The organism is Paenibacillus sp. UNC217MF (assembly GCF_000686865.1).
In the GTDB taxonomy this organism is placed as follows: domain Bacteria; phylum Bacillota; class Bacilli; order Paenibacillales; family Paenibacillaceae; genus Paenibacillus_B; species Paenibacillus_B suaedae.
The window spans coordinates 881,165-903,077 of sequence record NZ_KK366027.1 but is presented as its reverse complement, the minus strand read 5'-3'; the positions used below and the strand labels follow the sequence as shown (position 1 = coordinate 903,077).

Annotated in this window: 20 protein-coding genes; 12 read left to right on the top strand and 8 right to left on the bottom strand. The window is 47.5% G+C overall.

The genetic code is table 11. The features are described 5' to 3' along the window. The first annotated feature begins 3 nt into the window (after positions 1 to 3). From BP95_RS0120010 to BP95_RS0119965, 10 genes are all read left to right on the top strand, one after another. Entirely contained in the window at positions 4 to 651 is a 648-nt protein-coding gene (locus tag BP95_RS0120010) for a redox-sensing transcriptional repressor Rex (RefSeq protein WP_021254649.1), read from the top strand. Then, positions 648 to 1,958 (top strand): amidohydrolase, encoded by a 1,311-nt coding sequence (locus tag BP95_RS0120005; RefSeq protein ID WP_021254648.1) that lies wholly within the window; start codon positions 648 to 650, stop codon positions 1,956 to 1,958. Before BP95_RS0120010 ends, BP95_RS0120005 begins: the two co-directional genes overlap by 4 nt. A 15-nt stretch (positions 1,959 to 1,973) precedes the next feature. Beyond that, positions 1,974 to 2,492 carry a hypothetical protein gene (locus BP95_RS0120000; RefSeq protein ID WP_021254647.1) on the top strand — a complete coding sequence of 173 codons (519 nt, stop codon included), beginning with the start codon at positions 1,974 to 1,976 and terminating at the stop codon, positions 2,490 to 2,492. A 245-nt stretch (positions 2,493 to 2,737) separates the two neighbouring features. Next, the gene (locus BP95_RS0119995) at positions 2,738 to 3,301 is read left to right on the top strand and encodes a hypothetical protein (RefSeq protein ID WP_036667305.1); all 564 of its coding nucleotides are present in this window, start codon (positions 2,738 to 2,740) and stop codon (positions 3,299 to 3,301) included. Then, entirely contained in the window at positions 3,273 to 4,793 is a 1,521-nt protein-coding gene (locus BP95_RS0119990; RefSeq protein ID WP_028533087.1) for an AAA family ATPase, read from the top strand. The genes BP95_RS0119995 and BP95_RS0119990 overlap by 29 nt, the downstream gene beginning before the upstream one ends. Before the next feature lie 131 nt (positions 4,794 to 4,924). Continuing rightward, positions 4,925 to 5,797, top strand: coding sequence for a 3-hydroxyacyl-CoA dehydrogenase family protein (locus BP95_RS0119985; RefSeq protein WP_021254644.1), 873 nt, complete (start codon positions 4,925 to 4,927; stop codon positions 5,795 to 5,797). After that, positions 5,794 to 7,002, top strand: a complete 1,209-nt coding sequence (locus BP95_RS0119980; RefSeq protein WP_021254643.1) for an acetate kinase — start codon at positions 5,794 to 5,796, stop codon at positions 7,000 to 7,002. The genes BP95_RS0119985 and BP95_RS0119980 overlap by 4 nt, the downstream gene beginning before the upstream one ends. Positions 7,003 to 7,024: 22 nt before the next feature. Beyond that, entirely contained in the window at positions 7,025 to 8,320 is a 1,296-nt protein-coding gene (gene asnS, locus BP95_RS0119975) for an asparagine--tRNA ligase (protein ID WP_021254642.1), read from the top strand. 185 nt (positions 8,321 to 8,505) lie between these two features. Continuing rightward, entirely contained in the window at positions 8,506 to 9,186 is a 681-nt protein-coding gene (locus BP95_RS0119970; RefSeq protein ID WP_028533086.1) for a DnaD domain-containing protein, read from the top strand. Positions 9,187 to 9,540: 354 nt separating this feature from the next. Beyond that, the gene (locus BP95_RS0119965) at positions 9,541 to 10,452 is read left to right on the top strand and encodes an O-fucosyltransferase family protein (protein ID WP_021254640.1); all 912 of its coding nucleotides are present in this window, start codon (positions 9,541 to 9,543) and stop codon (positions 10,450 to 10,452) included. Positions 10,453 to 10,539: 87 nt separating this feature from the next. Here BP95_RS0119965 and mtnB read toward each other — a convergent pair whose 3' ends face one another. The 8 genes from mtnB to BP95_RS0119925 form a co-directional block, all read right to left on the bottom strand. After that, positions 10,540 to 11,184, bottom strand: a complete 645-nt coding sequence (mtnB, locus tag BP95_RS0119960; protein WP_021254639.1) for a methylthioribulose 1-phosphate dehydratase — start codon at positions 11,182 to 11,184, stop codon at positions 10,540 to 10,542. Positions 11,185 to 11,228: 44 nt separating this feature from the next. Then, positions 11,229 to 11,906 (bottom strand): 2-hydroxy-3-keto-5-methylthiopentenyl-1-phosphate phosphatase, encoded by a 678-nt coding sequence (locus tag BP95_RS0119955; protein ID WP_036667429.1) that lies wholly within the window; start codon positions 11,904 to 11,906, stop codon positions 11,229 to 11,231. Between the two features lie 2 nt (positions 11,907 to 11,908). Continuing rightward, positions 11,909 to 13,138 (bottom strand): 2,3-diketo-5-methylthiopentyl-1-phosphate enolase, encoded by a 1,230-nt coding sequence (locus BP95_RS0119950; protein ID WP_021254637.1) that lies wholly within the window; start codon positions 13,136 to 13,138, stop codon positions 11,909 to 11,911. Further along, positions 13,135 to 14,007, bottom strand: a complete 873-nt coding sequence (gene proC, locus BP95_RS0119945) for a pyrroline-5-carboxylate reductase (RefSeq protein WP_051614162.1) — start codon at positions 14,005 to 14,007, stop codon at positions 13,135 to 13,137. The genes BP95_RS0119950 and proC overlap by 4 nt, the downstream gene beginning before the upstream one ends. 61 nt (positions 14,008 to 14,068) lie before the next feature. Further along, entirely contained in the window at positions 14,069 to 15,316 is a 1,248-nt protein-coding gene (locus BP95_RS0119940) for a glutamate-5-semialdehyde dehydrogenase (RefSeq protein ID WP_021254635.1), read from the bottom strand. 15 nt (positions 15,317 to 15,331) lie between these two features. Further along, positions 15,332 to 16,441 carry a glutamate 5-kinase gene (gene proB, locus BP95_RS0119935; RefSeq protein WP_028533083.1) on the bottom strand — a complete coding sequence of 370 codons (1,110 nt, stop codon included), beginning with the start codon at positions 16,439 to 16,441 and terminating at the stop codon, positions 15,332 to 15,334. 635 nt (positions 16,442 to 17,076) lie between these two features. Further along, the gene (locus BP95_RS0119930; RefSeq protein ID WP_028533082.1) at positions 17,077 to 18,270 is read right to left on the bottom strand and encodes a pyridoxal phosphate-dependent aminotransferase; all 1,194 of its coding nucleotides are present in this window, start codon (positions 18,268 to 18,270) and stop codon (positions 17,077 to 17,079) included. 137 nt (positions 18,271 to 18,407) lie between these two features. Continuing rightward, positions 18,408 to 18,911 (bottom strand): hypothetical protein, encoded by a 504-nt coding sequence (locus tag BP95_RS0119925; RefSeq protein WP_021254632.1) that lies wholly within the window; start codon positions 18,909 to 18,911, stop codon positions 18,408 to 18,410. Positions 18,912 to 19,087: 176 nt separating this feature from the next. On the opposite strand from BP95_RS0119925, the gene BP95_RS0119920 reads away from it, so the two are divergent. Both BP95_RS0119920 and BP95_RS31035 read left to right on the top strand, forming a co-directional pair. Then, positions 19,088 to 19,945, top strand: coding sequence for a carbon-nitrogen family hydrolase (locus BP95_RS0119920; protein WP_028533081.1), 858 nt, complete (start codon positions 19,088 to 19,090; stop codon positions 19,943 to 19,945). Positions 19,946 to 20,037: 92 nt separating this feature from the next. Then, complete coding sequence (locus tag BP95_RS31035; RefSeq protein WP_197035307.1) at positions 20,038 to 21,906, top strand: glycoside hydrolase family 3 N-terminal domain-containing protein; 1,869 nt, start codon at positions 20,038 to 20,040, stop codon at positions 21,904 to 21,906. Positions 21,907 to 21,913: the final 7 nt, after the last annotated feature.

Genomic DNA, 21,913 nt, shown 5'->3' with positions numbered 1-21,913 from the left:
AGAATGAAAGCACTAAAGATATCAGAAGCTGTCGTTCGGCGATTACCCGTGTATTTACGCCATCTATTGGAATTGAAGCAGCGAGAAGTGCTCACAGTTTCTTCTCAAGATTTGGGACAGAAGCTGAACTTGAATCCTGCGCAAATTCGGAAGGATCTAGCGTATTTCGGCGACTTCGGCCGCAAGGGCATTGGGTATGATGTATCGTATTTGATTCAACAAATCAGACATATTTTGAAACTGGATCAAGTTATCCATGTTGGATTGGTCGGTGCAGGTAAATTAGGTCACGCACTCTGTAACTACACCGTATACTTGAAAGATAATATGAAGATCGTTGCAGTGTTCGATGCACAGGAATCCAAAATCAATACCGAGATAAATAACCTGAAAGTTCAGCCGATGTCTGACCTAATTACGACGGTACGCGAGAAGCAAATCCGTATCGGGATTATCACGGTTCCTGCTACAGAAGCTCAGTATGTAGCTGATCAATTTGTAGAGGCGGGAGTAGAAGCGATCTTGAACTTTGCGCCTGTCATTTTGAGGGTTCCTTCGAATATCCGTGTGCATACTGCCGATTTTACAACGGATTTGTTCAGTTTGGCCTATTATTTATCTGATAATGGAAAGGAAGTACCCGCCGAATGACACACCGAATCATTATTAAAAATGGCATGTTCGCCGATTTGTCTCCAACTGCGAAGCAGTCCTCATTCCATGGGTTCATGGTTGTTGAGAATGATCGCATCGTTCATATTGGATCGGAGCTGCCTGAGCAATATGCAGCAGCTGATGCTGAAATCATCGATGGCAAAGGTCTATTTTTCATTCCAGGCCTTGTTAATACACACGGGCATGCTGCAATGTCTCTGCTTCGTGGGTATGGGGATGACTTGGCGCTTCAGACATGGCTGCAGGAGAAAATGTGGCCAATGGAAGGCAAGTTCACGGCCAATGATGTCTATTGGGGAACAGCTCTGTCTGTGATCGAAATGCTGAAGGGCGGTACAACAACCTTCGTAGATATGTATGACTACATGGACGAAGTAGCGAAGGTATGTGAGCAATCCGGTATCCGTGCATCGCTTATGCGCGGTGCGATTGGCTTATGCCCAGAGGATGTACAGCGCGAGAAGCTGAATGAGGCGATTCAATTCGCGAAGGATTGGAATGGGAAGGCAGATGGCCGCATTCGTACGATTATGGCGCCGCATGCTCCGTATACTTGTCCTCCAGCCTTTATTGAGAGCTTCGTACAGGCTGCTCATGATCTGGATTTGCCATTGCACACGCATATGTCAGAGACAAAGGCAGAAGTTGAACAGAATGTGAAGGATTATGGACTGCGTCCGGTTGCGCATTTGGAGAAGCTCGGATTCTTCTCCCGTCCTTCCTTCGTTGCGCATGCTGTTCATTTGACGGACGAAGAGATTGAGACGCTTGCGAAGTATCAAGTTGCGGTGTCCCACAATCCAGGAAGCAACCTTAAGCTGGCGAGCGGTGTCGCTCGTGTTCCTGAGATGCTGCGTGCGGGTGTTGTTGTATCCTTGGGTACGGATGGTGCAGCAAGCAACAACAATCTGGATATGTTCGAAGAAATTCGCCTTACGGCCTTGATTCATAAAGGGGTGTCCGGCGATCCAACTGCGGTTCCTGCTGCAGAGGCGCTGCGCATGGGTACGATCTATGGCGCGCAGACCATTCGTCTTGACGATATTGGAGCGCTTGAAGTAGGCATGAAGGCTGACTTCGTTGCGGTAGATATTGATCAGCCTCATTTCCTGCCACATACCGACTTGGTATCCCACATGGTATATTCAGCGTCTGCGAAAGATGTCAAGCATGTATGGGTTGACGGCAAGCAGGTTGTGAAGAATGGGGAATGTTTGACGATGGATGAAGAACGAATCCTTCGCGAGGCGCAGCAATGCTTTGATGGCTTGCTGGCAAGATAGGCAGGAGGAGAATTCATGCAGAGAAGACGCGTACGCCGGAGGTCGCATTGGAAGTGGTTGATTCCGGTACTCGTTCTCTTATTTCTAGTCGGATTGTTCTTCGCCACTTATCAGTATGTGCAATACATCAATAAGGACGAACGGGTCAAGGAAGCGGAAATAATAAAGCGGGCGAATGAAGCAGTGAAGCTCGTAAATGTGACAGAAGTGGAGAAGGGTGTATGGGATCAAGTCGTATACATGGTGCGGGGAACTGACGAACATGGTAAGGAGCAGACCGTGTGGGTACTCCCTGATAAGGTAACTCCTATGGCGGAATCAACCTCTAAAGAGACGATTCAAGCCCAGATAGAAGCCCAATATCCGGATGCGGATGTAATCCGCATTACGCCAGCATTTAAGGATGATCAATATGTATGGCAGGCATTGGTCAAACGCAAGGATGAACAAGGGGTTGTTCATTACTTCTATCATTTCTATTCATTTGCGAATGGTTCCTCAATAGGGGATGTCTATACGCTGCCTAATAAATAACGTATTCAATGTTAGCCAATAACGAGTAATAGGCGATTTTGCAGCGCTGCTGCTTTGCATATGACGTACATATTGTACGCTATGCGAAGCAGCAGCGCTTTTTGTATTGTAGCAGCTCCATTTCGATGGCAATCATGGTACACATTACATCCATAGTTGAAGTAACATATGTGATATACTCTTGATATATCAGAAAGAGATTACTAGGGGTATTGATATATATATTTGCAACAGGAGGTTTCAGCATGGCGAAAAAGATTCGAATCATGCCTACTTTGCTCATTATGGTCACGACAGCTGTTGCACTATTTGGAGGTTGGACACTGTATGAACGTAATTTCGTGAAGCAGCCTGTGGAACGAGTATTGAAGCAGCATGCTGAAATTACGCAGTATGATGTTCAATGGTATCCTGATGCGCTGCAAGTGAAGCTGAAGAGCAAGGATGGCACCAATATTAGCACCCTGATTGAAAGAGTGTCGGACGAGCTGCAACAGAATTCGAGCGGGAAAAAAGTACAATTGGAATACTTGAATGATGAGAGCACGCCGCTTATCGATAAGTTATGGTCACGTGCAATGTTCGACATTGCAGATGCAATGGTACATCAGAAATACAGCGATATTCCTGTTAGGTTGAAGGAACTGCAGCAGCAAAATCCAGGTATTCAGATCCAAACGGAAATGGATTCACGATATGTGTATATTCAACTCAAGGATGAGAAAGGAAGCAAGACCGTATTGCTTCCTTTGCAAGCATCGCCTGTGGGGGTATGGCCTAATGAAAAAGCAACGGCAATCCGTTCGTAGTTGGGAATTGGCATTAGGGATCGTAATCCCAGCGATATTATTTGTCAGTTATCTTGGAGTTAATATATGGCCGGTCATCGCGGCAGTTGCCGCGATCAGTGCTCTTCTGCTGTTTGTAAATCGCAGAGGACAAGCTGGCTTGGCGCGTTCGTCAGGGCGTGTGAAGTCAGGCAATAATCAGATTAGTGAAATGAGCTTCGAGCGTATTGGCGGGCAGGATAGAGCCAAGAATGAATTGATTGAAGCTCTTGATTTTCTGGTACGGCCAGATGACATTCGTAAATTCGGTATTCGTCCTATGAAAGGGATATTGTTAACAGGCCCCCCAGGGACGGGGAAAACATTAATGGCGAAAGCATCTGCTCATTATGCAGACGCGATATTTATTGGTGTCTCAGGCAGTGAGTTTGTTGAGATGTATGTCGGTGTCGGAGCGGGACGTGTACGAGAGCTGTTCAAGGAAGCAAGACAGCGTGCAGAGAAAGAGAAAAAACAAAATGCAGTTATCTTCATTGATGAAATTGATGTGATCGGCGGCAAGCGTGAAGGTGGGCAACAAAAAGAGTATGATCAAACGCTCAACCAGCTGTTGACGGAGATGGATGGACTGTACGCAGATGAGTCACCGCGTATTCTGGTAATGGCCGCCACAAACCGTAAAGAGATGCTGGACAGTGCATTGCTGCGCCCAGGCCGTTTTGATCGTCATATCCAAGTAGATATGCCGGATAAGAAGGGACGCAAGCATATTTTGGAGCTGCATGCTACGAATAAGCCACTGGCGGAAGAAGTAAGTCTGGAGCAAATCGCAGAAGAAACGTTCGGCTTCTCAGGCGCTCAATTAGAGAGCGTCCTGAATGAGGCGGCTATTTATGCAATGCGTCAGGAGCAAGAGGCGATTACGATGGAGCATCTCTCGCTTGCGATTGATAAGACGTTAATGGGAGAGAAGAGTGATCGAGAGACGAATGAGGAAGAACGACGCCGGGTGGCGATTCATGAACTTGGACATGCGATAGCCGCAGAGCTTGTCCGACCGGGAAGCGTATCTCAAGTTGCGTTAAGCCCTCGCGGCCAAGCATTAGGCTATGTTCGACATCAACCACAGGGAGATCGCTACCTGTATACAAAGCCATTTCTTGAGGAGCAAATCATCATTGCGCTGGGCGGATCGGTAGCAGAGGAGTTGTTCTACGGCAACCGTAGTACGGGCTCACAGGGGGACTTCGATCAAGCACTCAACATTGTAGAGACGATGGTGAATGCAGGATTGACGGATCTCGGCATTGTACGTTTGAAACATCTCTCACCAGATGTCTTGACAAAAGAAACGCAGACGATTATGGTAGATTTGACCTATCGAACGCGTGAATTGTTGGAACAGCACCGAGATGCTTTTGAGCGATGTTTGCAGCGTCTGTTGGAAGAGGAATTGGTGAACGGAGATACGTTCCGGTGTCTGTTATGTGACAAGAAACAATTACCAGCGTGATTTCACGCTGGTTTTTCTTTTTTGCTCTCATATTCATGATAAGATAAGGTGAGGTACCTATGCACTGATAACGAAACCATCATCTCGGGTACACTATGCAGAGCATAGCAACAAGAAAGGTGGAAGAAACCATGTTTTTCAAAAAGATCGGCGTCATCGGCGGCGGTACAATGGGCCAAGGCATTGCAGAAATGCTTGCTGTCAAAGGCTTGGACGTGCTGTTGGTGGAGCAATCGCCGGAGAAGCTGGACCACGCGTATGAAATGATTGAAACGAGCCTGGATAAGCAGCTTGAAAAATGGGCAATCACACAGGCCGAAAAAAAATTAATTCTTTCGCGCATACATAAAGTGACGCATCTGGCGGAACTAAGTGCATGCGATATGGTAATTGAAACAATATCTGAAGATCTGGAAGCGAAGAAATTGGTCTTCGCTGAACTGGATCGCGTATGTCCAAGCAGCATTATCTTGGCGAGCAACACATCAACACTGTCCTTGACAGAAATGGCAAGCTCAACGAAGTATCCTGAGCGTGTTATTGGCATGCACTTTATTCATCCGGTCTCCAAAGTCGATCTCGTGGAAATTATCCGCGGGTTGAAAACTTCTGACACTACTTTCAATGAAACAAAACGTTTCGTTGAAGAAGTTGTGCAAAAGAAAGGCATCATGGTATATGAGTCGCCAGGCTTTGTGACTTCACGCATGATCTGCCTTCTTATCAATGAGGCATTGCATGAATTGCAAGAAGGCGTCGCTTCTGCAGAAGATATCGACAGCGCGATGAGAATCGGATATAATTTCCAATACGGGCCGCTTGAAATGGCTGACCGTTTCGGCTTGGATTCCATACTTGCAGCGTTGGAGCGTATGTTCCGCGAGTTCGGCGATATTAAATATCGTCCGTCCGTATTGCTGAAAAAAATGGTGCGCGCAGGCCACCTCGGCGTGAAATCGGGCGTCGGATTTTTCAAGTATGATAAGGATGGGGATAGACTATGAAAATACTCGTAATCAATGCAGGCAGCTCCTCACTTAAATATCAGCTGTATGATATGCAGGACGAATCGGTACTGGCAGCAGGCCGTGTAGAACGTATCGGAATGGATTCCTCCATTCTCATTCACGAACCGCATCACACGGATGAAATTACAGAAGTAAGCGAAATTCTTGACCATACGATTGCGATTCGTAAAGTATTGGACAAGCTGACAGATGCTAAGGTTGGCGTAGTTAAGACGATCAATGAGATTGAAGCTGTTGGACACCGTGTCGTTCACGGCGGTGAATCGTTCAGCAATTCCGTATTGGTTGACTCCGAAGTCAAAGCGGAAATCCGTCGTCTGTTCGATTTGGCTCCACTGCATAACCCTGCTCACATGATGGGAATTAAGGCAGTAGAAACGAACTTGCCGGACGTACCGCAAGCAGTTGTATTCGATACTGCTTTCCATCAAACGATGCCTCAGAAGGCATACATGTACGCGATCCCGAAGGTGCTCTATAAGAAGCACAAAGTTCGTCGCTACGGCTTCCACGGGACTTCCCACAACTATGTAAGCCAACGTGCGGCTGAAGTTGTTGGACGCCCGCTCGAAGACTTGAAGATCATTACTTGCCATATCGGTAATGGCGGCAGCTTGACAGCGGTTGAAGGCGGCAAATCGATCGATACTTCGATGGGGATGACTCCGCTTGAAGGATTGATGATGGGTACGCGCAGCGGTGACTTGGATCCAGCTGTCGTACCATTCACAATGATGAAGGAAGACTTGACGGTCAACGAAGTCAACTCCATGTTGAACAAGCATAGCGGCTTGCTTGCAATCTCTGGCTTGTCCAGCGACATGCGTGAAATTACGGATGCAATGGCTGAGGGCGAACCAAATGCTACTTTGGCATTCGAAATGTATGTATATCGCCTGCGCAAGTACATCGGTTCATATGCTGCAGCGATGGACGGCGTAGATGTGATCGTATTTACGGCAGGTGTGGGTGAGAACTCCATCGTAATCCGTGAAGCAACATGCGAGAAGCTGACGTTCTTGGGCGTTGAAATTGATCCGGAGCTGAATAAGATTCGTTCGAAAGAGCCGCGTCTCATTTCGACTCCGAATTCCAAGGTTCAAGTTCTTGTCGTTCCTACGAACGAGGAGCTTATGATTGCACGGGATACTTACCGCCTTGTACAAGATCGAAATAATTAATGCGTAAGGGAGAGAGCGATCGATGACGACGACTTGTGTCATCCGCGAAGTTAGCCGTCATGTGGGCGAAGAAGTCCGCATGGGGTGCTGGCTGCACAACAAGCGTTCCAGTGGCAAGATTCAATTCCTGCAGCTGCGTGACGGTACTGGATTCATCCAGGGTGTTGTAGTGAAAAGTGAAGTGCCGGAGGAAGTCTGGGAAGCGGCGAAGAGCTTAACACAAGAGAGCTCCTTGTATGTAACCGGGACAGTTCGTGAAGAGCCACGTTCCAAGTCCGGTTTTGAAATGACTGTAACGAATGTGGAAATCATTCAGATTACAGAGAATTATCCAATTACACCGAAGGAACACGGTGTTGATTTCTTGATGGATCACCGTCATTTGTGGCTGCGTGCACCGAAGCAGCATGCCATCTTGACGATCCGTGGAGAAATCATTCGCGCGGTACAGCAATTCTTCGATGAGAAGGGCTTCACACTGGTGGATCCTCCGATCCTGACGCCTTCTTCTTGTGAAGGGACGACAGAGTTGTTCCATACCAAATACTTCGAAGAAGATGCATTCTTGACACAGAGTGGTCAGTTGTACATGGAAGCTGCTGCTATGGCACTCGGTAAGGTATACTCGTTCGGACCGACGTTCCGTGCTGAGAAGTCGAAGACGCGCCGTCACCTGATCGAGTTCTGGATGATCGAGCCGGAAATGGCGTTCGTCGATCATGAACAGAACCTGAAGGTACAGGAGCAATTCGTATCGCATATCGTACAATCTGTGCTGGAGAACTGCCGTCCAGAGCTGGAGACGCTTGGCCGCGACACTTCCAAGCTGGAGAAATGTGTAGCGCCATTCCCACGCATTACGTATGATGAAGCAATCAAATTCTTGCAAGAGCAAGGATACGATATTCCTTGGGGTGAGGACTTCGGTGCACCGCATGAAACGGCAATCGCTGAGAAGTATGAGACGCCTGTATTCATCACGCATTATCCAACGAACATCAAGGCGTTCTACATGAAACCGGATCCGAACCGTCCAGAAGTTGTTCTGTGTGCGGATATGATCGCTCCAGAAGGTTACGGAGAGATCATTGGTGGATCTCAGCGTATTGATGATCCTGCCTTAATGGAAGAGCGCTTCAAGGAGCATGAACTGTCTCCAGAAGCGTACCAATGGTATATGGACTTGCGCAAATACGGTACAGTTCCACATTCCGGATTTGGACTCGGGTTGGAACGTACAGTAGCTTGGATCTGTGGGTTGGATCATGTCCGTGAGACAATTCCGTTCCCTCGCTTGCTGTATCGCTTGTACCCATAAGCATATTGCTTGGATTTACAGTTTATGAAGATCGTCCCGTATCGCAACAGCGATGCGGGGCGTTTTTTTCACTAGTGACAAAGCCCTATTTCTACTGTTTGAAAACGTTGCCAATTTAGTGCTTATCAAATAGCCGTTCGTATGAGACAATAGAGGGGTAGTGAAGCGGAGAGGGGATTTATTGTATGAGTGGAGACGCTTTTCGCACCTTTGCTAAAGGGATGGCGCTAGGCATGCAATCAGGCAGCATCAGTGTGCCGTACCATCTGCTGCGCTGTTATCGACAGTTGAAGCTGAACGATACGGAGGCTATGCTGCTCATTCAGCTTATAGGCTTTAAGCAGCAGGAAATGAAGGACTTTCCGACGATTGATGAGCTGCAGGAACGAATGGGAACAGCTCCAGAACTTGTGATCAAATCACTTCAGCGCCTGTTGAAAGATGGCTTTATCAGCATTGATGAGGAGATCGATGCGGCTACGGATATTCAATATGAGCGTTATAATCTGACTGGATTATGGGAGAAAATGGCTGTGCTCCTGACGGAAGAGATACGAACGGAACGTCAGCGACTCAGACAATCATCTGCCTTAACGGATTCGGATCAGCCGAATCTGTTCAATATATTCGAGAAGGAATTCGGTCGTCCTCTTTCACCAATGGAATGTGAGACGATAGCTGGGTGGATTGATCAGGATCACTATCCAGAGGAACTGATCTTATTGGCGTTGAAGGAAGCCGTCTTTGCAGGCAAGGTGCACTTCCGCTATGTGGATCGCATCCTGCTGGAATGGAGCCGCAACCGCGTTCGCTCGATTGAAGATGCGAAGGCTTATACACAGAAATTCCGTTCTAGTGGAAGATGAGGTATGAGCTCCTGTAAGTTTGCATGGGAAAATAATTTTGAGGTTGCTGCAGAGAGGCTGTAATGGTGTTTCGGCGGCAATCTCAGATAATAATCTTATTCGGTTCTGGTTCTACGATCATGTATCAATGGACGAACACGGATAGCTTGATATTGACCTTGATATGGAAATGTTTAAAAAATCTCCGCCTTTTACTTCTCATTTGATATAGCCTCTACATATATTGTTCTTATCTGGATCTTTACCTTTATTTGTTGACTTTCCTTTAGTTATTCGAAACGACGATATATTCAATCTGGAGCTCTCATTCAGCTTATATGTGAGTTTTGTTAGATCGCTATGGAGGAACAACGCATGATTTATTTTCAAAATAGTGCAGAAGGATCAGAAGGACTTTGCAATCAGTTAATGTCCGTTTTTCGTGCCGTTGGTGAAGCGTTATATCATGCGAGCGAGGGCTCTCCTGCAGGAATCCTTTTACAAAATGTTCAAACGAGAACCTCGGTTGATTTTGATGTTACTCCGTATTTTCGAAGCATAGCAATCGATTGCTTCGTTGATGTACATGCGTTGCAGCAATTACTGTCAAGTCGACAGATTGATGTGAAACGTGCTGAAGAAGTACAAGCAGAAGTACGTAATCAAGCGGTTAACTGTAAAAGGTATCCGATCCGGCAGATGTCAGCAATCGAAAATAAAAATAGCGGATTGTTCATTGCCAATGCCTTTCCTTTCGCTAAGCACATCGTAGAATTATCTAATTTCATTATCGCTTCTATGTCCGAGAAGCATCAGTGGATAGCGGCTCATCTAAGAATTGAAAAAGATTTATTGCTAATTTCCGATATAAAAAGTATGGGGCTAGAACATTATGCGGAAAGTCAGCTTCACTGTATTTATGCTTGTATGGAGGCTAAGCAAAAGGTATCAGCCATATATTTAGCATCCGGTTTATTGGATGAAGAGTATGCAGCGATCGCAAAAGGGATACAGGAAAAAAACGGGGATATTATGATTTATAATAAAAAAATAGTGTTAGAAGGAAGCCCAAAACTGAAGCAGAAATTTGATTCCTTATGTCTAGAGGAACAAGCGCTGGTCGATTGGCTTGTATGTATTCATGCTCCTTATTTTATTGGACCACATTCCTCATCCTTTTCATATTTAGCGGGCTACATGCGTCATTATCGTAGTTATCAACCAGATACGCTGGATTTATTTCCAACGTATCAACCTTATTGGGATATGTGGTTTCCTTGCGTATAAATGATGTCATTCCTACACATGAATTATAAAGCCCTCTGTCTATTGTGACTGAGGGCCTTATCAGTTTTATGGAACAATAGCTAGAATTTATTGATGAAGTGCTTGTTTGCGGTATACATATTCGAACAAAAATTCGAATGCCTCCAGATGACGTTTGGCTTCAAAGGCATTGGCACCCCAAGCATATATACCGTGCTTCCGCAGCAGAATACCCGGAATACGGGGGTCAAGAGACGCTGTAACACAGGGTACGATACGGGGGATATCAGCGTAGTTAGGTACAACAGGGATGTGAATTTTTGCGTCTTCCTCCCAAATATTAAACGCTTTAATTAATTCCACGCCTTCGACGGGTACAGCACCACGATCTCCATATAAATCAGATACGATCGTGTTGAATACCGTATGTATGTGGAAGATGGCACCACATCCAGTGAGTCGATAGATTTCACAATGAATTAAGGTCTCGGCACTAGGCTTGAGATGAGTGGCTTCCGTTGCACGGCCATTCTCATCGACGAACAGGAAATCTTCGGGAGTATGGATCGATTTGTCTTTGCCGCTGGCTGTGATGGCAAATTGGAAGTGTTCTTGCTGGATGTCACCAACACGAACGGAGAGGTTACCGCTTGTTCCTGGGAACCAGTGGCGGCTGGCAAATTGCTCTTTGATTGTTCGCAGCTCTGCAAGTGCTCGCTGCTTCTGCTCTAAAGTGAGCGTATGCGTATTCATTCTATAGGTTGGCTCCCTTCACTTCATCCACTTCATCATCCGATCTACGGATGCGTTATATGTGTATTGGAATGACTCAAATGTTCAATAATATCATAAAACGTCTGGAACGGCGCATATGGGAGCTGAAGCTCATCGCATCGTTCGATTAATTGCGCTCTGGCAAACACGAAATCAGCTAGCTTGGCTGCAGTAAAATCAGTGACGCTGTCGCCAATGACAATACGCTCATACTGATCCTTAGGGAAGCGGCGCACGATAGTTGTTTTGCACATCCCGCAATCATTCGTACATGGCGGCTGACAATAATGCGGCCATGTAATCTGAATCTTATCACCACGAAAGTCACTGCCATTGCAATAGATGTGATCGATAGATATTTGATAAGGCTTCAGCAGCGGATACACGAAGAAATCGATGCCGCCGCTTGTAATATATAATTCGATCCCTTCTGCTTGGCAGAACTGAACAAATTGCTCGAAACCAGGGCGAATACGTGCCTGTGTTACGGCGTATTGAACAACCTCTTCTTGCAATGAAGAAGGGAGCAAGGCGAACATTTCCCCGACCCCTTGACGAATCGACTTGCGTTCATGGATGACGTCCTGCACGATTTTGTCCCATCCAGGCGGTTCGAAATGTCTAATAATCGACACGATGTTATCATTTTCAGTTATCGTTCCGTCGAAATCACAAAAGACAACTCGAAGCTTCTTCTCGATGCTCACTTCTTCACACCCCACAATCCAATTGCGGCAGCCAATGGTGCAGAAATAGCAGCTCGTGCTTCTAAGGTGTCACCCTTCAAGATGGCATCAATGGCATCGACAAACGCATGCCCGCCTGCAGCTGTTCCCATTGGATGGCCGTGAATACCGCCTCCTGCATTGACGACAACATCGTTGCCGAAATCTTGAAGAATGAGCGGAACCAAGCCAGGATGTATACCTGCGGATGGCACAGGGAAGCTTCTCTTATGTATCGCTCCAAATGAATCATTTACACTGGTCAGAGCGTGGCGGATCCCTTGTGTCTCTTCCTTCGGCATTGTGACCGAACCATATGGAGAAGGGAAGAGAACGAGATCGGCACCAGCTAATCGCATGAGCTTGCCAAGCAGAAGTGGGGCGGCAATTCCATGCTCCCTCGCTGGGTAGTAGGCACCGGCAAGTGCAGGATGAGCGGCGATTGGAACGGTAATATCAGGATCTTGGCTCAATCCATGCAGGACATCGTACCCGTAGCTTAATACGTTGAAGAGCAGGGCATTTGCTCCAGCTTCGATTGCACGGAGTGCTTGTTCACGAAGGGAGAACGTAGACCCTGTTAAGTTTACGGCATATAGCAATTTCTTGCCTGTCACTTGTTCGGCACGAGCGGCAGCTTCCATACATGCGCGGACACGCATGTCGATCGGTGTGAGGGGATTTTCAAATAAAATCTCGTCATCCTTGATCAAATCAACTCCGCCAAGTGCTTGCTGGTAGAACTGCTCCTTCAAAGCTGCTAGATCATGACCGATGACAGACTTGAAAATGCTCATTAACAGTGGGCGGTCATGGACGCCCAGCAGTTCGCGAACTCCATCGATTCCATACTTAGGTCCTTGAAATGAAGCTGTAAATGCATCGGAAAAATCAATATCCAGAAGTTTAATCCGACCATCCATGGACAGCTTGCCGAAGGCTGTAACGAGCAGGGCAGGAATGTCAGGGCTAAAGTTAATGTCCGGATAAGCAATTGCAATATCCGCGTAGCGTTCCCCAAGAACATCTGATGGATGTTCCTCAATCGAGATTACCTTGCCGAGATGCTTCGACATCTCGGCCTTTCTCGCCTCAGGGAGCTCGGTCCAGCTCCCGACCGTCAATCCAACGGCAATTCCTTCGGCCTTCTTATGAAAGTCTGCACGATCATCGAACAGCCGATAGGTGGCGACGCAGTGATCTTTCATTCGATTTCCCTCCCAATTTGGTGTTCCATTTCCTGAGATCGTTCTGCAGCGCGGTGCACAGCAGAAACGATGGTTCTGCCTACATGATGGGTATTCATGACGTCTATTGCAGCTTGTGTCGTGCCGCCAGGGGAGGTCACCTTGCGGCGCAGCTCAGCAGGTTCTTCCTGCGTTAGCCGTACCATTTCAGCCGCACCTAGAACAGTCTGGACGGTTAAATCCCGCGCATCCTCTTTTGTAAGTCCCCCATCTACAGCTGCTTGTATCATCGCTTCCATGACGTAGTACAAATAAGCAGGGCCGCTGCCAGATAATCCGGTCACGATATTCATGTACTGCTCTTCAACTTCAACTGCGATGCCGACTGCTTCGAACATCGCCATCGCGATGGCGCGCTGTGTGTCATTGACCGCATCCGAACAGCAGATTGCAGTCGCACCGAGACCAATCGTGCTCGATGTGTTCGGCATGGTGCGAACAGCGGCAACTGGACCAAGAATATGCTCAATGGCATGAAGCGATAGACCAGCAATCACAGAAATGATAAGCGTTCCGGAACGGAGAAGCGGCTTCAACTCATGAAGTGCTCCTGCGGCATCCTTCGGCTTCATGCACAATACAATGACATCTGCTTCCTGCAAGAGCTGCTGTTTGCCTTCTGATGAGAGCTCTATCGTGACGCCATACTTTCGCTTCAACTGCAGAAGCCGTTCGTTATTGCTGCGATTGATCATGGAGATTTGCGAAGGCTCAGTCAGCTGCTTCGCAAGTACTCCTCTCACAATCGCTTCGGCAATTGATCCTGCACCGAAAATACTAAAGTGAAGAGACCGGAATGTGTCCTTCTCTTGTGTTTTTATTTCATTCATGATGTCCATTCCTCTCCCTTCTTGCCAACACTTAAATGGAAAATAGCACTGGCGTGCGATGTTACTCGCGAATTTGACCTTTGCCATATATCCGATACTTCGTGGACGTTAGGGCAGGTAGGCCCATTGGACCTCTTGCGTGTAGTTTCTGTGTGCTAATGCCGATCTCAGCACCAAATCCGAATTCAAACCCATCTGTGAACCGCGTTGATGCATTATGGTAGACAGCAGCAGCATCAACTTCCCTTAAGAAACGGCTGGCACGGTCTTTGTTCTCGGTCACAATACATTCGGAATGCTTCGTTCCATAGCGAGCGATATGCTCAAGTGCTTCATCAAGCGAGTCAATGACGCGCACGTTCAGTACATAGTCGTTATATTCTGTTGCATAATCCTGTTCGGATGCTTTCTTAGCCCATGGCGCATAGGCGATTGTTCGCTCGCAGCCGCGCAGTTCAACACGATGTGTGTCAAATCCTTCAAGCAATCCTGTCAGATGGCGCTCGGCAAACTGCTCATGTACGAGCAGAGTCTCCATAGAGTTGCATACGGAAGGGCGCTGCACTTTCGCGTTGAATGCAATTGCTTCGGCCATCTCCGGATCAGCGGACTGGTCAATATAGGTGTGACAAATTCCTGCCCCGGTCTCGATAACGGGTACAGTTGCATTTTGAACGACATTCTGAATGAGCGATGCGCCACCGCGCGGAATGACGACATCCAGCAAGCCGTTACATTTCAACATCTCGTCAACAGAAGCACGATCCGCATCTTCGATTAGCTGCAAGGCTTCAACCGGAACAGAAGTGAGCTTCAACGCTTCATGCAGCACAGCGACAATGCGCTTGTTAGATTCCAGCGCAGAAGAGCCTCCGCGCAGTACGACCGCGTTGCCTGTCTTAAGACACAGGCCAGCCGCATCCACGGTGACATTCGGACGCGCTTCATAGATCATGCCAATTACACCTAGTGGCACACGGATTTTCTCAATATGCAAGCCGTTGGGACGGTCAATTTTCTCAAGAACATCTCCAACAGGATCTGTCAGTTCGGAGATCTGGCGCAATCCTTCTGCCATATCTTCAATTCTTGCCTCATTTAGTGCAAGGCGATCCAATAGAGAATCTGATGTTCCCTGCTGCTTCCCTCGTTCTAGATCTTTTGCGTTTGCTTCAATAATCGAATCTGCATGTTGGACAAGCAGATCCGCCATTCTCAATAATGCTTCATTCTTCTGATCGGTTGTCAGTCGGTTCATGACTGCGGCTGCTTCTTTCGCTAACGTAGCCTTGGAAAGTACTTCACTCATCGTACATGCCTCCATCTATGATCGTAGTGTGACCCATTCATCTCGATGTATCACTTCAATGCGCGGAACCTCGATGCGATTGAGAACCTCATCCGTAGACCAGCCCGCTGCAATCTTTAATTGATCGGCTTCGTAATTGACGATGCCTCTGCCAATCACACGTCCGTCCGCACCAGACACCTCAACCACATCTCCAGGGTGGAAGTCGCCTTCGACTCCTCGAATACCAGCAGGCAGCAGACTTGATCCTCGTGATATCAATGCCCGTTCAGCGCCTTCATCGACAATAATTTGTCCATGTGGGGTAGAGTGGAAACCAAGCCATTGCTTCTTCATCGGCAATGCGTGCAGGTGAGTATCGAAATAGGTACCCTTGCCAATACCGTCTACAGCAAGGAGCAAATCACCTGGCTCATTGACCCGGCCAACAAAGGCAGGTACACCGCCACGCATGGCGATACGTGCTGCATCTAGCTTCGAACGCATGCCGCCCGTACCGACAGATGAGCCGGCTCCTCCAGCATATGCGTAGATTTCCTCGTTAATTTCCTCGACTCTGTCGAATCGCTTCGCATTCGGATTGGAACGGGGATCGGCAGTATACAACCCGTCCGTATCCGTAATAATCACTAGCCGATCAGCATGAACAAGATTCGCAACCAGTGCTGAGAGCGTATCGTTATCACCAAACTTGAGTTCCTCAACAGATACGGTGTCATTCTCATTAATGATAGGGACGACACGCTGCTTCAGCAGTTCCTCCATTGTCATCTGGGCATTATGGCCGCGCTTGCGATTGGCGAAGTCTGGCCGAGTTAACAGCAGCTGTGCTGAAGGAATGCTGTACTTCTGGAATTGTTCTTGGTAGGCCTGCATTAGCAGCGCCTGACCGACTGCAGCAGCAGCCTGCTTCTCATGGAGAAGCTTCGGACGAGTCATATATCCAATATGTCGAAATCCGGCTGCAACGGCACCTGAGGTGACGAGCACGACATGTGCACCACTTTCCATAAGAGAGACGAGCTCGTGTACGTAGAATTCAATATGTTCTCGATTTAAGCCGCCATGCTCAGAGGTAAGCGAGCTGCTTCCAATTTTCACTACAATTCGTTGACACTGTTCCATCATTCATTCACTTCCTGATTCTTTGACTCTCATGAGTATAAGTATCATACATCTCACGATTTGCCGGTGCCAGATTGTAATACGATGATGTGAATGGATCAAGGGAATGCCGAACAGTGATGTCGCGAAAACGGATTATGGGTATAAAAAAAGACCCTCGTCCTCTAAAGGACGAAAGTCACACTTCCGCGGTACCACCTTCATTGAGGGTTCCTAGAGCATATACCTGAACTGCGTTGATCGCAGATTCATGATCATGCAGAAACCATCCCACTTGATCGCCTATAACGGAGGCAGCCGTTCAGCTTCACGCGTAACGCTTATGCTGACCGCTCAAGGATAGGTTCTGTAATGGCTCTGCGGCGGATGCTTGCAGCCTATGGCATTCCGCTCTCTGAACGCGACCTTCATTACGTACTGGTCCTGTCATCACGATAAGGGTATTCACTCTGGCACCCGCTGCTCCATGAGAGCAATGAGTGTATTACGAATAGAATACCATGTGATTCCAATGGAGTAAAGAAGGCGAATCCTGTATAAAGGCAGGTGACAGAAGATTCCTTTAGTTAAAAACACAATGAAATTGTTGATAAGCCCGATTATAAACCGAGACAGCATCATTGCACTGATCTAGCTTAGAATAGCGATAGTCTTCCTATTCGCTCGGCAGCTTCGCATAATCGAGCCTCTGGCGCGAGCAGTCCGACCCGGACGTAGCCCTCTCCATGCTTACCAAATCCGATGCCTGGCGCGGTGACAACATTGGCACGCTCCAGTAGTAAATCTGCGAATTGGGCAGAGTTGTAATTTGTAGGAACAGGGAGCCAAGCGAAGAAGGATCCTGCCGATGGAGCGGCCTCCCAGCCAATGCGATGAAGCTCCTTGAAGAATACATTCCTGCGCTGTTCATATGTCGCACACAGTTCATGAACTGGTTGCTGCGAACCGGTCAATGCGGCGGCAGCGGCAGCCTGAACAGCACCGAACAGGCTAACATACATGTGATCCTGCATCAGATTGATTAGGCGGATAAGCTCTTTATTACCTACAGCAAATGCAACTCGCCACCCGGCCATGTTGTATGTCTTGGACATCGTGTAGAATTCGATACCGACTTCCTTCGCACCAGGCGTCTGTAAGAAGCTCACAGGCCGTTTTCCGTCAAATCCAATCGATCCATATGCGAAATCACTGGCAACGACGATATTATGCTTCGCTGCAAATTGCACGGTGTCCACATAGAAATCAGAACTTGCAGTCGCCGCCGTTGGATTGTTCGGATAGTTCAGGAACATCAGCTTAGCCCGTTCTAGCTGCTGCTTCTTAATCCGTTCATAATCAGGAAGGAATTGATTTTCTTCTAACAATGGCATCATAACCATGTCAGCACCAGCAAGGGCAACGCCAGACCAATAATCAGGATAGCCTGGATCTGGAACGAGGCAGACGTCGCCTGCGTTAAGCAGAATTTGACTGATTTCAACGAGTCCCGTCTTGCCTCCGAACAATACGGCTACTTCTGTATCGGGATCGAGATCCACATTATAGTCTTCCTTATACCGCTTGGCTATCGCTTCCTTCAAGTAGCGATGTCCACTGAATGGAGGGTATTTATGATTGATTGGGTCAGTTGCTGCTTCCTGCAGCGCAGTCACAATATGAGGAGCAGTTGGCAAGTCAGGATTGCCCTGACCAAGATTGATGACATCATGACCGTCAGCGATGCGAGCGTTCGTCCGCTGCACAAGCTGGGCAAAGAATTGCTTCGGAAGCCGGTTCATGCGTGCGGCCGGCTTGATCGAGATAGAACGGTATGTTTCTTCTAACATGTCTTATCCACTCCAGCAACCGGATCGTTATCGGTTATCAAAATAATAACGATAATTTAGCATGTTTCCACTGAAGTGTATACCCTTTTTTTTCATCGATTTCCGTAACTTACATACGGTTTTTCTTTAAATACAACTTATCCGCTCGATTTTTCAGCCTTTCCTGTCGGTTCTGTTGTCAATAGCTGCTGCATAAATGGTTTGACATCTAAATTTATTCGCAGCAAATAGGGCTTGCGTTCCTTCGAGAATACGAGCAGCAGCGGATCTTTATCTGGGCAATAGATAAGAAATACGTCTTTTATCTGCACCGTCTCTCTTGGAAGAACCACATCAGCCACTGATGTTAATGGGATACGTACGATATATCCACATTGATGCCCAATCGTGAGCTGAGGGGACAGTCCGGTTATCGACTTGAGCCAAGAAGCAGCGACGGCTTGGAACTCCTTGCTGTTAGGGAACGTCTTCACAATCCGTTGTGCCTTAATATCGAACAGTTGGATCGGAGGACTTGCAGCCGAATCGCTGCCTTCACTCGGTGCCCATGCGGATACTGAATTCGTCATCAGTGTACTTGTGCTGCATACAAGTAAGAGAGCAATAGCTACGACCCATTTGACCATACAACGATTGCGCATGCTACTTTTCATCCTTTCGAGACCGCGGTGGGTGATTATTCGTTGTTTATTTTTGATTCCGCTTGCTTCCTTAACGTACCCATCTTGACTCCAATCCATGAAAAGGTATGATGGATGGTAGAAAGTGCTACCGAAGAACAAATGCTTGCTGAAAGCCGAGAAAAGGAGTGTATACGATGGAGCAATTATGGAATGTGTGTGCGATTCAAATGGATGTTGCAATCGGCGAACCGGACAAAAATATGGAGAACGTTATTCAATGGATCGGCAAAGCAATGGAGAGAGATTCGAAGCCGGACGTCATTGTGCTTCCAGAAATGTGGAATACAGGTTATGCACTTGAGCGGATTCACGAAATAGCAGATGTAAATGGACAGCAGACGAAGCAAATGCTCACGATGCTTGCTGCACGATATGGTGTAAACATTGTAGGTGGTTCCGTATCGGTTCGTGAAGGCGACCAGATCTACAACCGGGTGTATGCAGCAAATCGTAACGGCGACATTGTTGGCGCCTATGACAAGGTTCATTTGTTCCAGTTGATGGATGAACATGTTTATTTATCTTCCGGAAATGCGCTCGGGACGTTTACCCTAGATGGTGTGAAGTGTGGAGTTATTATTTGTTATGATCTCCGTTTCCCGGAATGGACCCGAACAATGGCGCTCCAAGGTACAGAAGTTCTTTTTGTTCCAGCTGAGTGGCCGCATCCACGGCTTCATCATTGGAAGACGCTGTTGACTGCGAGAGCCATTGAAAATCAAATGTATGTGGTAGCCTGCAATCGAGTCGGTACGAGCAAGGGAGCTTCCGGACAGGAGACAGCTTTCTTCGGACATTCGGCAATTATTGATCCATGGGGAGACACACTTGCTTCATCAGGGGAACAAGAAGCATTTGTGCAGGCGCCAATCTCTCTGTCGCTCGTACAGGAGGTGCGGGGTCGAATTCCTGTGTTCGCTGATCGTAGAGAATCGCTTTATCAATCTGCTACGGCTTCCTATGGTTCTGCACCCTTACTTGATCGTGTATGATGTCGAGAAAAGAGCGGCATAAGCGGGCAGGCACATCTCGTAAACGTCGTCAAGCACGTCTTCTTTTTCTCATTATTGGATGTACAATAGGTGTGCTCCTTTTAGTCTGGTCTGGATATGGCGCTCATGTGGTAGATTGGGTACTGGGTATAGATGGTGATGGTAGAGTCCTTCATCAAAACGGTTCGGATGCGATCCAATCGAAGGGTTCGGATTCTTCATTTGACCAGAAAATTGTAAACGGCTCTGCAGAAGACAACATTCAAGTGGAAAAATGGCTGCAAGCACTCACCTTAGACGAGAAAATTGGCCAAATGTTTTTGGTTCACTTATCTGCGCTTACTGCTGAGAAGCCTAACCAAGCGCTGTCGAATATCCTTCATGAACTGGCTCCTGGAGGCGTTATTTTATTCAAAGACGACATCAAGACTGTGGGGCAAACGGTTGAAGACAACGTCCAAATGCTCCGATCATCCCGTATCCCACTCTGGATTGGCGTAGATCAGGAGGGGGGAGTAGTAAATCGTATCCTGTTCACTGGCGATTGGAATGGAAATATGGCGATTGCTGCGACTGGACAACCCCAGCTTGCGAAGGAAACGGCTATTGAAACGAGCAGCCTCATGCAGCTGCTCTCCTTCAACCTAAATTTTGCCCCTGTTGCTGATGTAAATAATGATCCGTACAATCCCGTCATCGGACTTCGCTCATTTGGCTCTGAGCCTAAACAGGTGTCTGCGTACGTACGCGCCTATGTACAGGGAGCACATTATAGCGGCATGCCCGCCATTGTGAAACACTTCCCTGGGCACGGCTCAACACGTACTGATTCGCATGTGGGACTACCTCAGTTGACTCATGACTTGAAGCGGTTCGAGCAAGTAGAATGGTTGCCCTTCAAGGCAGCCATTGAAGAAGGAGTGGATATGATTATGTCCGCTCACATTCAGGTTCCTCAACTTGAGCCGAAGACAACCTCCTCTCAAAAAGATGGCTCACTCATCACGATTCCAGCTACACTATCTTCCCGTGTCCTTAAAGATATTTTGCGTGATCAATTGCATTTTCAGGGGGCCATTATTACGGATGCATTGAATATGAAGGCGATTGCGGATCATTTTGGTTCGGATGAAGCTGCTGTAATGTCGATCCAAGCAGGTGCAGATGTGCTCTTGATGCCCCCTAAGCCGCATCAGGCAATAGCTGCGATTCATAAAGCGATAGAAGAGGGGACATTGACCGAGCAGCGCATTGATGAGAGTGTGCGTCGCATCTTGCACTTAAAGTTGAAGTATAAGGTGACGAATGCAAAGCAGGCTTCTCAATTAAATGTGGAACAAGCGATTGGGAAAGCCCAATCATTTATTGCTTCCAATCAGGCGCAGGGATTAATGAAGCGCATAGCGGAACAGGCTGTTACACGTTGGGGGACATATTCTATTGCTAATCAGCCCAGTGAGCTGATTACATCCAGTATGAACCAAGTACTTCTGGTCGGTCATGATAGTGCCAGCTTGGAAGCGATGCAGCGTGCATTAGTAGCTGAGGTGAAGGGAAGACGAGATGTTGGGGCGGAGGAGAAGGAAGCTCATGCAGCAGCTAATCGCAACAAGGTGCGTTCGGCTGAGACAGACGTTCGAGTGAGTAAGCTTGAAGATACAGGATTGACCGATGCAATCAGAGCCGCAGACGCCGTCGTTATCGTGACGAACGATGTATACCGACAGCCTCGTAGAATCAAACTGCTTGAAAAGTTGGTAGCTCAGCTTGAACAAATAAAGAAGCCTGTTGCAGTCGTTGCAGCAGGACTTCCCTATGATGCTCAGGCTTTGGCTAACATACCAATCGGCTATGCGATTTATGGGCTGACGGATAGCAATGTGCGGGCTGCAGCACAAGTATTGCTTGGACGCGCAGCTGCATTAGGTCAATTCCCTGTTGCGGTTGCAGGATTGCCATAATGCGAAT